Source organism: Candidatus Liberibacter brunswickensis, from assembly GCF_036858155.1.
In the GTDB taxonomy this organism is placed as follows: domain Bacteria; phylum Pseudomonadota; class Alphaproteobacteria; order Rhizobiales; family Rhizobiaceae; genus Liberibacter; species Liberibacter brunswickensis.
Genome location: NZ_JAAEJX010000010.1, coordinates 13,763 through 26,674 on the forward strand (window position 1 = coordinate 13,763; position 12,912 = coordinate 26,674).

The following is a 12,912-nucleotide window of genomic DNA, read 5'->3' on the forward strand; positions in this document are numbered from 1 at the left end:
ATAAAAGTGAAAAAATAATTTATAATATTGTTAAATCTTGGTTTTTTATAAGTTGCTATAAATAGTTTTTTTCAATAAATAATAACATATATAAGAAAATAATATGGATAATGAAAATACTTTTACAAAACACGATGTTATTGCTGTATATAAGATATTAGATCAAAATATTATATAATTATTGATACGTATTCGTTGATCTTAAGTTCTATAATATAGTATAAGGTTACCATAAGATTGTTTAATTGGGATGTAGCCAAGTGGCAAGGCAGTGGTTTTTGGTACCGCGATCCCTGGTTCGAATCCAGGCATCCCAGCCATTAAAATTATCAAATAAATATAATATTTTATCTAGAATGGTAATTATATACATTCTATTAAATAATAAATCTAAAAAATTAACACTTTTAGTGATTTTATATTTTAATTTTTTCTCTAAAATATTTAAAAAATAACTATCCGTTATTGATATATTTTGGGAGAAATTATTACTTATATTTTGTTGTTAAGCTTTATTTTTCTTCCAAGGTTAGGAAAAATTTGTAGTATTGCACCTATGCTATACAAGTAAATTCCGCATAAGCTAAAAACAAAACAGAACAAGCGGGATACCTGAAAATTTGATGTTAATGCATAGAATCCCAAAGCACACCAGCAAAAGAATACGAAAATATTAATAGGACGTAATCTAACAACTCGGATTGGATGTAAGAAATTAATTGGAACGAATGTTAGAACAACTGATGTTGTAATAATTATTGATGATATAAGAATGCTTGCGTCAGTTGATATTATAAAAAACACAATCATATTCCATGCTGCTGGAAATCCAGAAAAGAAGTTTTCTTCTGTCTTTATGTTTGTATAAGCATAATAAATGGCACCTGATATAACAATCATTCCTGCGGCAATAGATGATCCGCTACTTCCTAACTTATTACTCTGGTATAATGCAAAAGCAGGAAGAATAACATATGTTAAATAATCAATAATATTATCAAGAGTATCTCCAGACCAATTAGGAAGAACTTCCTTTACGCGCATCTTACGAGCTATAGGACCATCAAATCCATCTATAATAAGAGCTAATCCTAGCCACCAGAACATATCAACGATTCTATACTGAGATGCTGCCGTGACACCAAGAAAAGCAACGAAAGATCCAAAAGCTGTAAAGATATGAACTGAAAATGCTCTAACACGTTTATGTGGAAAATTTTTATAATTCATTTTTACGATCATTGAACGTTACTATACGGGGATTCTATTAATTCAAGAGATATTATAGCAATCATTATTATTTCGTTTTTACCTACTAGTCAACATAATCCAGAAGATATACAATAATACATTGTTGGCATTATCGGTATATGTATTTGAGATAGCAAAAAAAATAATTTCAAGTGAAGGTATAGTGAGATGAATCATTTTGATGTGATTATTGTCGGTAGTGGTCTTGTCGGTTCTATTGCCGCGATTGGTGCTGCTAAAAAGGGTTTGTTAACAGCTCTTGTTTCTCCTGTATCTAATTTTAATGATTTGCGCACTACTATGGTTATGGATGAAGGAGTTGGATTTTTAAAAGAACTTAATATATGGGATTCTATTCAAAATTTTGCAGAACCAGTATCTTCTTTTAAATTAGTTGATAGAACAGATCGTTTTATCACGGCTCCAGATTCTGTATTCGATTCTTCTGAAATTGGTCTAGATGCGTTTGGATATAATATTCCTAATTATCCATTTATAGAAGTTATGAAAAAGAAGATTTCTCATGAATCTTTAATTCATTGTTTTGATGCTCTAGCTGATGATCTGCAAATAAGAGATAAAGATATTACATTGACTCTTTCTACAGGGCAAAAAATTATTGGTAAATTTATTGTTGGTAGTGATGGTCGAAATTCATCTATTCGTAGACAAATGTCTTGCGGAGAAAAAAAATGGTCTTATCCACAAAAAGCACTTGTTTTAAATTTTCATCATTCTATGCCTCATAATGGTTTATGTGTAGAGCTTCATAAGCATCTAGGAACTGTTACTCAAATTCCTTTACGGGGAAATTGTTCTAGCTTGGTATGGATGATGGAAGATCAAGAGGCAGATTTTTATCATAAGCTACCTGCGCATGAAATATCTCGTAGGCTTGAACAGTATCTTTATCCTGTAGTTGGAAAGATTGAAGTTATAACAGATGTGCAAAGCTTTCAATTATCAGGTATGATGTCGAATTGTTTTGGCAAGAATAGGTTAGTACTAGCTGGAGAATCTGCTCATGCGTTTCCTCCGATATATGGACAAGGTTTTAATTTATCTATTCAAGATGTTATCGTTTTATTGAGCTTGATTCAAAGCGATAAGATTTCTTTTGGGGATATAGGAAATCGTTATCATTCTATGCGTAGTGTGGATATTCTTAAGAGGATGATAGGCATAGATTTATTTAATAGATCATTATTCGCACAATATCCTCTTTTACATCTGTTGCGTGTTGGAACATTTCATGTTTTGAAAAAAATGATACCTCTACGACGTCAAGTTATGCGTCAATCCCTTTTTGTGAGAAGTTTATGATATATTTTATTTCTTTCTCTAAAAATTATTTTTCTTGTAAAAGCATAACATACCGTATGAAGCAATGATAATATAACATATAGCTGGTATAAAAAAAGCTTCCCTTATGCCTACAATATCCGTAATATGTCCAAAAATCAAAGGTATAATTACACCTCCTGATATGCTTGTACATATTATTCCTGATGCTTCAGAGACTCTGTCTTTTAGTTTAAAAATTGCTAGGGAAAATATTGTTGGAAACATAATAGAATTGCATAGGCCAACTGCTATTATAGACCATCCTGATATAAATCCAGTAGTATAAGAGGAAATCATGATCAATGAAAATGCTGTTGTTGCAAATGAAAATAGGATTTTTTCTGTAGAAAAACGTGATAGTATCCAGTATCCTATTAAACGACCAATCATTGCACTACCCCAATACATTGAGGTATGCTGACCAGCAGATATCCCTTCTAATGATAGTGTATCTTGGCGCATTAGATAGTTTACCATAATACTACCAATAGCTACTTCTGCTCCAACGTAAAGGAATATACAAATTGTTCCTATTGTAAATCTAGGGCTTGCTAATATATTTAGCATTTTGGAAAAGTCTGTGGATTCTTCTCTATAATCGGCAAGAATAGTTCTTTGTTTCCAGCATAAAAAAGTAACAAAAAGAATGATAGCTGCAAGCACTAAATATATTTGTGATATAATGTATGCTGTATTTTCCCTGTATACTATAATAGCATCCGATGACATTGATGAATTTGAACTCGTAAGATTTCTTAATATTAATATGGATCCTATATAAGGGAAAACAACTGTTCCTAAAGAATTGAAAGATTGTGCAAAAGTCAATCTACTAGCTGCTGTTTCAGGGGGGCCAAGAAGAGAAATAAGAGGGTTTAAAGCGACTTGGATTATTACAACTCCTACTGCTAAGATGCATAAGGGAAATAAAAAAGCTGAAAATGTCGTAACTTGAGTAGTGGTTATAAAAAGTATGCATCCTAAAGACATAATCAGTAATCCTATGCAGATGCCTTTCATGTAACCGTATCGCTGAATAAACATACCAGATGGTATGGAGAAAAAGAAATAACATGAAAAAAAAACTGTTTCAACGAGCATTGCTTGAAAATATGTAAGAGAAAAGCTGTTTTGTAGTTTTGGTATAAGAATAGAATTAAGACTTGTTATTCCTCCGAATAAAAAGAATAATAAAAATGCATAAATTTTTGTGTACTTAACGTTGCTAGTAATTATATATTTCATAATTTTTTCCTATTCTTAATCAGTAATAAGATATTCGTAGGATTGGGTTTGTCTATGTTGATTCATATAATATAGCATGTATTTTTTTTAATTTATTATATTAAACTTTATTTTTAATTCAAGGTTAATAATAGCAGTAATAAATATTAATATATTATTATTGTTATTACTATGAAGTTGTTTATTATTTTAACATATGCTTACAAGCCTGTAGAACTATAATTATCTATTAAGATAAATAATAAAAGCTAAAGTATTACGAAGGTTTTGATAGTAATAATCAAGATTAATCTATGAATATGAACAAAAAATAATTTTTAAATAAATTGGTGGGTGATGCAGGGTTCGAACCAGCGACCGGCTGATTAAGAGTCAGCTGCTCTACCACTGAGCTAATCACCCACATAATAACCATTTAATTAACGTTATATCTTATTTTAATATATTAAGTGTTATTTGTCTAGTATTATAAGATATAGTAAATTTAACAAATTTGTTATTCCATACTAAACTATGATAATATTTTTTTATTATATCATTTTCCCTCGTTAATTAGAAATATGCCATTATTAAATGAGGCAAAATTCCCTAATTATATTAAATTTTTTTATTACTAAGACATTATTATTATTCTAGAAATTAGAACTTATAATATTTGATAGGTGGATTAGGAAGAGGAAAAGCATCTACTATATCTTTTGTTTTTTTAAGAGAAATATTTTTATTCATGTCTTCTTTATTAGATGAATTGATTGTATCGTGGTTCCTTTTACTATGAATTGAAGTTTTTTTCTTCTTTTCACTGCTGGTTATTTCTTTTGACTCCTCTAACATATTTTTTGGACAAGCAGGTATTTCATAGCAGAATAATATTAGATATTGGGTAGTAAAAGTGAGTAATAGTAAAGTTTTATAAGAAAAACGCAAATACATAAAGAAATTTTCCTTTTAATTAAGAGATCATAATAAGGATAGCATATTAAAATAAAAGAGCAATTATCATCGAGAATATAAAAATTTTTATTATTTTGATGATGTCCTATTATTTTTAATATTTTTATCATGAATAATTTATTTAAACAAAAGGTTATAATATTAGAAGCATATTATGCGATCTATTTCGCTTAATGGATGAGAATTATTGAGTATTTTTCTTGTTTTTTTTTCATCTTGTTCTGTATGTTTTTTTAACTCTTGTAGATCTTTAAATTTGATTTCTTCTCGCAAGTAATCAAAGAATGAAACACTACATATTTGTCCGTATATTTCTTTAGAAAAGTCAAAGATAAAACTCTCTAATATAAGAGGGCCATTTGATATTATTGTTGGATTTCTACCAAAGTTTGCAATTCCATCATAAGATGTTTTGTCTTGTATGCGGAAGCGGATTGCATATACTCCTTCTTTTAGTAAGATTTCAGGTGACAGTTTCATATTAGCTGTAGGAAATCCTATGGTGCGTCCGATTTTTTTTCCATGAGTTACGGGTGCTTCAATAGTAAAACGATATCCGAGCAGGTGATTTGCATCAGTTATCCGCCCTTGTGTTAGTGCAGTTCTAATATTGCTTGAAGACACTATTTGAGAATTTTTATCACGTAATTCATCAATGGAAATAGTATTAAAACCGTATTTTTCTCCATTTTTTTTCAATATATTTTCGTTTCCAGAGCGATTTTTACCGAAACAGAACTTAGTTCCTATAATAACTTTGCTTATTTTGAGCCATTCTACTAATATTTTTTGTATAAATTGTTCGGCGGAATAATTGGCGGTTTCTAAAGTAAATTTATATCTAATTAGTGCAGAAAATCCCATATTTTCTAATATTTTTTCCTGAATTGAGGGTTGTGTTAATGTAAAAATTGGAGAAGAAGAGTATAGAATATTACGAGGATGAGGATTAAATGATAGAACTATACTAGGAGATCCATTAGCTATTTTAATTGCGTGTTTTAATATAAAGTTATGTCCGAGATGTATTCCATCGAAATTACCGATGACAACCACTCCTCCTTTTAAGTGATTGGGTAATGTTTGATTAATTTCAATGTTATGGAAAACGTGCATAGTTGTCCTTCTTATATTATTTTAATTTCCTAATCCACCAATTAGGATGCAAATTTCTTTTAGAAAAGAAAATTTGTAGCATTTTTTCGTTAGTATTATTATTTGATAAGTATTCATTTCTATGAATGCCTTCGCTTACATATAATGCATCTATTCCAAATTGAAGGGCTCCTTTTATATCGGTTTCTATACCATCTCCGATAGCAAGTACTCGTCTTTTGTTTAATGATTTGCATAAAGTGGATATTTTTTTAAATGCCATTTCGTAGATAGGCAAATGGGGTTTCCCTACCATTTTAACTATTCCATTCATTCCTTGATAAATTAGTGCTAATGCTCCAGCACAAGGAATAATTTTATTACCACGACTAGCATAAATATCTGGATTAGCACATATAAAAGGGATATGTCGATGGGCAAAACGATCTAAAAGTGTAATATATTCTTCGGGTTTTTCTGTTTCATCATTATAGAGGCCAGTGCATATTATTTTTTTTGCAGATTTCTCATCTGATATTTTAACTTTGAGATTTTCAAGTAGAGTATAATCTCTTTTAGGGCCTATAAAAAAAATATCTAGTGATTCCTCTTTTATCAGGGTATGTGTTAAGTCTCCAGAAGTTATAATATCATCCCAGAATTTAGGTATTGGTTCAAATGATTTTATTTGTAAAACAACGTTTGAAGATAGACGTGGGGAATTAGTTAACAATATTACTTTTAAACCGTTTGCACGTGCTTTCTGTAAAGCATAAATGCTGTTGTGAAAAATTTTTTTCCCATCATGAATTACGCCCCATACATCACAAAGAATAATATCATAATATGGTAAAATTGTGCATAAAGATGCGATTTCTTTCGTCATTTGTATTCCTTTATTTGCAAGCACATCTACAATAACCGATATTCAGTTTTATATTTGTTTGTCAATTTGTTCTTTGATCGCATTTATTATGCAATGAGTTCTTTTATTATTATTGCTCCTCTTGACTTCGCAATGGTTTATTCCTAGATGATTATTGCTAGCACTCGTTTTTGTAGGGTGGTGCAATAGCGAAGATTTATTTGGAAGTCGTTGTTGATTTAGTTTTTTTGTTATTAATGTAGGAGTTTAGATATGGTGGATAAACGATATTTGCGTCCGTCAAGAGGTCGTGTGGTTGTACGCCGTCTTCAAAGTGAAACAATGACAGAAAGTGGTCTTATAATACCTCCTACTGTCTCTGAAAAGCCTTCTGCTTGTGGTGGTGAAGTTATGTGGGTTGGTAATGGTGTTCTAGATCAGTCAGGAAAAGTGATAGAACCAGAAGTAAAACCAGGTGATGTCGTGCTTTTTGGTAAATGGTCTGGGACAGAAATAAATCTTGGGGGAGACGATGAATATCTTGTGATGCAGGAATCAGATATCATAGGTGTCGTTGTTAATGAGAAAAAAAAGATAAATAAATAATATTTTAGAGATGATGGGATCTTATGGATCCCTTTAGATTATTTGATTTTATATAGAATCTAGGAGTTTTAGTCTATGGCTGCTAAAGACATTAAGTTGGGTATGAGTGCTCGAGACAGTGTTGCATATGGCGTTAATATGCTTGCTGATGCTGTTAAATGTACTCTTGGTCCTAAGGGGCGTTGTGTTGTGATCGCTAATTCCTTTGGTGCTCCTCGTGTTACTAAGGATGGTGTGAGTGTTGCTAAAAGTATAAGTTTTAAAAATCCTTTTCATGAAGTCGGTGCTCGTATGATACGGGATGTAGCGACTAATGCGGAAGATAATTCAGGGGATGGTACAACTACTGCTACTTGTCTTGCTCAAGCAATTATTAATGAAGGTCGAAAATACGTTGCCGCTGGTCTTAATCCTATGGATATAAGACGTGGTATCAATCTCGCTGTTCAAGAAGTTGTCGATTATCTCAAGGTAAATCATAAGAAAGTTGGAAGTCGTGAAGAAATTATCCAGGTAGCAACTATTTCTGCTAATGGTGATAAAGATATTGGTGAACAGATTGCTTATGCAATGGAAAAAATAGGTCCACATGGAATTATCACTATTGATCAATCTAAAACAGCTACTACTGAGGTTAGGGTTGTTAAAGGTATGCAATTTGATAGGGGTTATATCTCTCCTTACTTTGTGACCAATTCAGAAAGAATGACAGCTGAAGCTGAGAACCCATATATTTTACTTTACGATAAGAAAATATCAGCTCTTCAACCTCTTATTCCAATACTTGAAAGTGTAGCTCAATCTGGTAGACCTCTATGTATTATTGCTGAAGATATAGAAGGGGATGCTTTGGCAACTCTTGTTGTTAATAGATTACGTTGTAACCTATCAGTTATTGGAACTAAAACACCTGCTTTTGGTGATCGTCGTAAAGCAATGCTTCAGGATATTGCTGTTTTGGTTGGTGCTACTGTTATTTCTGATGAAGTTGGGCTTAAACTTGAGAAAGTTACGCTTGCTGATTTAGGTTCTGCTAAAAAAATTGTTATGACTAAAGATGAGACAACAATCGTTGGTGGAAATGGTTCTCCGGAAAAAGTGAAATCTCGTGTTAGCGAAATTCAAAGGTCTATTGAGGAAACTAAATCAGATTATGATCGTGATAAACTTAAAGAGCGTCTAGCTAAGTTGGCTGGTGGTGTTGCTGTTATAGAAGTTGGAGATGTAACAGAAGCAGCTTTAAGTGAGAAAAAAGATCGCTATCAGGATTCACTTGATGCTACACGTGCTGCATCTGATGAAGGTATTGTTGCAGGTGGTGGTCTTGCTCTTGTTCGTGCTGCTCAGGCCTTATCTGTTAAGGGTGATAATGAAGACCAGTCTGCAGGTATAGAAATTATTCGCAAGACTCTTTCTTATCCATGTCGGCAGATCATTGAAAATGCGGGTGATGAAGCTGCACTTATTGTTAGCAAAATACAAGAAAATAAAAATGTTAATTATGGGTATAATGCTCAAACAGGTGTTTTCGGTGATATGTTTGAAATGGGTATCATTGATCCTGTAAAGGTTGTCCGTAATGCTCTACAGTTTGCTGCATCTGTTTCATCTATGCTATTGATTACCGAAGCAGTTGTTGTTGATCTTCCAAAAGAAGAAACAGCATCTCCTCAAATGCCTGCTGGTGGTGGTATGGGTGGTATGGGTGGTATGGATATGATGTAAATCATTTTCTTATCGCTATATATTTTACCGATTGGAGAGAAGATACTCTTGGAGTATCTTCTCTCCTTTATTATGGGAAAATATAATTGATTACTTATAATTTTTCTATTCTTATTATTGCAAAATTCTTTTCACTATATAAAAGGCATATTTTATCTATTTTATAAATATAGATAAATGTATATTTTGTATAATAAGTTCATTTTATTTTTGATCTTGAAAATAAAGTAATTTTTTTATTAGTTCGCAGAAACAATATTATTATATATTATAAATATATATTTTTTTTTGAGGATTTACTTTTATATCCTGTCTTTATTAACTTTTTCTAATTAGGTACATAGGAAAAAAATATAAAACAACAATGCGAGATTATGTCAGAACAATTTTAATAATGAAAAACGCTATAAGAAAATAATCTATCCAAGTGCTACAACGAATATATAAATATGATTATTTATCTTTTTATCATGGTGGGCAATGAGAGAGTCGAACTCCCGACATCCTCGGTGTAAACGAGGCGCTCTACCACTGAGCTAATCGCCCTCAACTACAATCTGATACAATAATTTTTTGATATTCGCAAATAAAAAAATAAAAATAGGGTATTTTTTTGTTGATAAAAAATACATAAAGTTTTTCTTAATTATATAAATTATTTTACTATGTTTGTAGATTGTATAAGGGTTTGTTATGTATTAAAGTTTCTGTATCTTTTTTGATAATTTTTCTGTGACTTAATTTATTTTTGTTGTGTTATATACTATTATTGTAGTAGATAATCCTGGTGATATTGTTTTTATTTTTTATTATATAGTAGTATAGACATCACTTATTTTTTTGACTATTTTATGTTGCTAGTTAAGCGGGTGTAGCTCAGTTGGTTAGAGCGCCGGCCTGTCACGCCGGAGGTCACGGGTTCGAGCCCCGTCACTCGCGCCATATAAATGATTATTTCGTGCAGCGTATTATTTTTTTAATGCAATATTATGTGATTTTTGCAATAATTAATTTGTTTAGTGTTGTTACGTACTTTGTATAGTGGAAATTTTCAATATGGGTGATTTTTTAACTTCTTATGCGCCGATTATAGTATTTATAGCTATTGTATCTGCAATAGTTCTATCTCTTATGATTTCTCCTTTTATTATTGCTGTTAAATCTCCTGATTCGGAAAAATTATCTACTTATGAGTGTGGTTTTGATCCTTTTGATAATGCTCGTGTAAAATTTGATATTAGATTCTGTCTAGTCTCTGTTTTGTTTATCATTTTTGACTTAGAGATCGCCTTTTTATTTCCTTGGGCAGTTTGTTTTAAAGGGATTAGTTGGTTGGGTTTTTGTTCTATGATGATATTTCTAGGTATTTTGGTTATTGGATTCATTTATGAGTGGAAAAAAGGGGCTTTAGAATGGGATTGAAAAGGATTAATGAGAAGATCGTTTTTGGTCATAATTGTGGCTTGTCGTCAGATAGGGAAAGCTCGAATTTTATTGAAATTAATAGTGATTTGTCTAATAAAGGTTTCCTTGTAACCTCGGTTGATCAATTGGTGACTTGGGCTCGTACTGGATCATTAATGTGGATGACTTTTGGGTTGGCGTGTTGTGCTGTTGAAATGATGCAGGCTTCTATGCCCCGTTATGATCTTGAGCGTTTTGGTTTTGCTCCGCGTGCTTCGCCAAGGCAATCAGATGTTATGATTGTTGCTGGTACATTGACTAATAAGATGGCTTCGGCTCTTCGTAAGGTATATGATCAGATGCCTGAGCCTCGTTATGTTATTTCTATGGGTTCGTGTGCTAATGGAGGTGGATATTACCATTATTCATACTCTGTTGTACGAGGATGTGATCGTATTGTTCCTGTAGATATATATGTTCCTGGATGCCCTCCTACAGCAGAAGCTCTTCTTTATGGCGTTCTTTTATTGCAGAAGAAAATTCGTCGTGTCGGAAATATCAAGCGTTAAAAAGGAAGTGTTGTGGTTAAGAAGATTAAAAATATAGGTGATTACATAGTTAGTTCCTTTGATGGTTCTATAGAATTGAGAATTAATTCAATAGGAGAGTTATCTATTGATGTTAATCGCAATGAATTGGTTTCGCTTTGTTATTTTCTTCGAGATGATCATAATTGTTGTTTTGTTAACATTGTAGATTTGTGTGGTGTAGATTTTTTAAGTCGTACTAGTCGTTTTGATGTTGTTTATCATTTTTTATCTCCAAAATATAATAGTCGTGTGCGGGTAAAAGTAGCTATTTCCGAAGGAGAGTGTGTGCCTTCTATAATAGAAGTTTATCCTGGAGCAGGTTGGTTTGAACGTGAGGTATGGGATATGTATGGTATTCACTTTGAAAATCATCCTGATTTAAGGCGTATTCTCACAGATTATGGTTTTAAAGGTCATCCTTTACGCAAGGATTTTCCTGTTACTGGCTTTGTGGAGCTTCATTATGATAATGACGCTAAAAAAGTTGTTTATCGTCCTGTAGAATTGATGCAAGAGCATAGGGACTATGATTTTTTGTCTCCTTGGGAAGGATCTGAATCTTTGTTTGCTAAAAAAGATTCGAATAATAATGTTCCTTAGTAAAGTTTCCTTTTGGTTTTGTAAGATGGAGTCTGCATAGATGGGTAAAAAAAAGGATCGTGTATTTACTATAAATTTTGGTCCACAGCATCCTGCGGCACATGGGGTTTTGCGGCTTATTCTTGAGTTAGATGGTGAGATTGTAGAGCGTGTTGATCCTCATATAGGGCTATTGCATAGAGGAACTGAGAAGCTTATTGAGACAAAAACCTTTTTGCAAGCTGTTCCATATTTTGATCGTTTGGATTATGTGTCTCCTATGAATCAAGAGCATGCGTATGCTTTGGCGGTAGAAAAGCTTCTGGGAATTGAGATTCCAATTCGTGGACAATTGATTCGTGTTCTTTATTCTGAAATTGGTCGTATTCTATCTCATTTATTAAATGTCACTACTCAGGCTATGGATGTTGGGGCATTGACTCCTCCTTTATGGGGTTTTGAAGAACGAGAAAAGCTGATGGTGTTTTACGAACGTGCATCTGGATCGCGTATGCATGCAGCGTATTTCCGTCCTGGAGGAGTCCATCAGGATATTCCGCCTGAATTAGTAGATGATATTGGTTGTTGGTGTGATTCTTTTCCATCTGTCCTTGATGATATAAGTGATCTTTTAACTAATAATCGTATATTTAAACAGCGCAATGTTAATATTGGTGTTGTTAAGCTTGAAGATGCATGGGGATGGGGATTTTCAGGAGTTATGATTCGTGGATCTGGTGCTCCTTGGGATTTGCGTAAATCTCAACCATATGAATGTTATTCAGATATGGATTTTGATATTCCTATCGGGAAAAATGGAGATTGTTATGATCGATATCTAGTGCGTATGATGGAGATGCGTGAATCTTTAAAAATCATACGTCAATGTGTTAATCTTTTGCTTGGAAAAAATAAAAATGGTCCAGTATCTTCTTCTGATTCTAAGATTGTTCCTCCTAAAAGAGCGTATATGAAACGTTCTATGGAAGCATTGATTCATCATTTTAAGCTTTATACTGAAGGATATCATGTTCCAAGTGGTGAGGTTTATGCAGCTGTAGAAGCTCCTAAAGGAGAGTTTGGGGTTTATTTGATTTCAGATGGTAGTAATAAGCCTTATCGTTGTAAGATTCGTGCACCTGGATATTCACATCTTCAGGCAATAGAGTTTTTATGTAAAGGTCATCAATTAGCAGATGTATCAGCTATTTTAGGATCTTTGGATATTGTTTTTGGTGAGGTTGATAGATAATT

The 12,912-nt window shown here is 32.4% G+C and carries 12 protein-coding genes and 4 tRNA genes; 9 read left to right on the forward strand and 7 right to left on the reverse strand.

The window, feature by feature from the left end:
* Positions 1-246: 246 nt before the first annotated feature.
* A tRNA-Gln gene (locus tag GY664_RS03620) sits at positions 247-320 on the forward strand.
* Positions 321-492: 172 nt separating this feature from the next.
* Here GY664_RS03620 and GY664_RS03625 read toward each other — a convergent pair.
* Positions 493-1,230 carry a CDP-alcohol phosphatidyltransferase family protein gene (locus tag GY664_RS03625; RefSeq protein ID WP_408612132.1) on the reverse strand — a complete coding sequence of 246 codons (738 nt, stop codon included), beginning with the start codon at positions 1,228-1,230 and terminating at the stop codon, positions 493-495.
* A 189-nt stretch (positions 1,231-1,419) separates the two neighbouring features.
* Here GY664_RS03625 and GY664_RS03630 point away from each other — a divergent pair, with 189 nt between their 5' ends.
* Positions 1,420-2,574: an FAD-dependent monooxygenase gene (locus tag GY664_RS03630; RefSeq protein ID WP_333948112.1), complete on the forward strand. Its 1,155-nt coding sequence runs from the start codon at positions 1,420-1,422 to the stop codon at positions 2,572-2,574.
* 18 nt (positions 2,575-2,592) lie between these two features.
* Here GY664_RS03630 and GY664_RS03635 read toward each other — a convergent pair whose 3' ends face one another.
* The 5 genes from GY664_RS03635 to GY664_RS03655 all read right to left on the reverse strand — a co-directional run bounded on the left by GY664_RS03635 (position 2,593) and on the right by GY664_RS03655 (position 6,775).
* Positions 2,593-3,840 carry a sugar MFS transporter gene (locus tag GY664_RS03635; protein WP_333948113.1) on the reverse strand — a complete coding sequence of 416 codons (1,248 nt, stop codon included), beginning with the start codon at positions 3,838-3,840 and terminating at the stop codon, positions 2,593-2,595.
* Between the two features lie 327 nt (positions 3,841-4,167).
* Positions 4,168-4,242: transfer RNA gene (locus tag GY664_RS03640), tRNA-Lys, on the reverse strand.
* A 237-nt stretch (positions 4,243-4,479) separates the two neighbouring features.
* Positions 4,480-4,773, reverse strand: coding sequence for a hypothetical protein (locus tag GY664_RS03645; RefSeq protein ID WP_333948114.1), 294 nt, complete (start codon positions 4,771-4,773; stop codon positions 4,480-4,482).
* Between the two features lie 162 nt (positions 4,774-4,935).
* Positions 4,936-5,910, reverse strand: a complete 975-nt coding sequence (locus GY664_RS03650; protein WP_333948115.1) for a bifunctional riboflavin kinase/FAD synthetase — start codon at positions 5,908-5,910, stop codon at positions 4,936-4,938.
* A 16-nt stretch (positions 5,911-5,926) separates the two neighbouring features.
* Complete coding sequence (locus tag GY664_RS03655) at positions 5,927-6,775, reverse strand: TIGR01459 family HAD-type hydrolase (protein ID WP_333948116.1); 849 nt, start codon at positions 6,773-6,775, stop codon at positions 5,927-5,929.
* Positions 6,776-7,027: 252 nt separating this feature from the next.
* Between GY664_RS03655 and GY664_RS03660 the strand changes: the two genes are divergently transcribed.
* Together GY664_RS03660 and groL are read left to right on the forward strand one after the other, a co-directional pair.
* On the forward strand, positions 7,028-7,360 hold the full coding sequence (locus GY664_RS03660) for a co-chaperone GroES (RefSeq protein WP_333948117.1): 333 nt from the start codon (positions 7,028-7,030) through the stop codon (positions 7,358-7,360).
* Positions 7,361-7,435: 75 nt separating this feature from the next.
* A complete protein-coding gene (gene groL / locus GY664_RS03665) occupies positions 7,436-9,085 on the forward strand; it encodes a chaperonin GroEL (RefSeq protein ID WP_333948118.1) in 1,650 nt (549 codons plus the stop codon).
* Between the two features lie 471 nt (positions 9,086-9,556).
* On the opposite strand, the gene GY664_RS03670 is transcribed toward groL, so the two are convergent.
* A tRNA-Val gene (locus tag GY664_RS03670) sits at positions 9,557-9,631 on the reverse strand.
* Positions 9,632-9,950: 319 nt separating this feature from the next.
* On the opposite strand from GY664_RS03670, the gene GY664_RS03675 reads away from it, so the two are divergent.
* From GY664_RS03675 to GY664_RS03695, 5 genes are all read left to right on the forward strand, one after another.
* Positions 9,951-10,027 (forward strand) — tRNA-Asp (locus GY664_RS03675).
* A gap of 114 nt (positions 10,028-10,141) precedes the next feature.
* A complete protein-coding gene (locus GY664_RS03680; RefSeq protein ID WP_333948119.1) occupies positions 10,142-10,507 on the forward strand; it encodes an NADH-quinone oxidoreductase subunit A in 366 nt (121 codons plus the stop codon).
* A complete protein-coding gene (locus GY664_RS03685) occupies positions 10,498-11,058 on the forward strand; it encodes a NuoB/complex I 20 kDa subunit family protein (protein WP_333948120.1) in 561 nt (186 codons plus the stop codon). The genes GY664_RS03680 and GY664_RS03685 overlap by 10 nt, the downstream gene beginning before the upstream one ends.
* Before the next feature lie 12 nt (positions 11,059-11,070).
* Entirely contained in the window at positions 11,071-11,679 is a 609-nt protein-coding gene (locus GY664_RS03690) for an NADH-quinone oxidoreductase subunit C (protein WP_333948121.1), read from the forward strand.
* 40 nt (positions 11,680-11,719) lie between these two features.
* Positions 11,720-12,910, forward strand: a complete 1,191-nt coding sequence (locus GY664_RS03695) for an NADH-quinone oxidoreductase subunit D (RefSeq protein ID WP_333948122.1) — start codon at positions 11,720-11,722, stop codon at positions 12,908-12,910.
* Positions 12,911-12,912 lie beyond the last annotated feature (2 nt).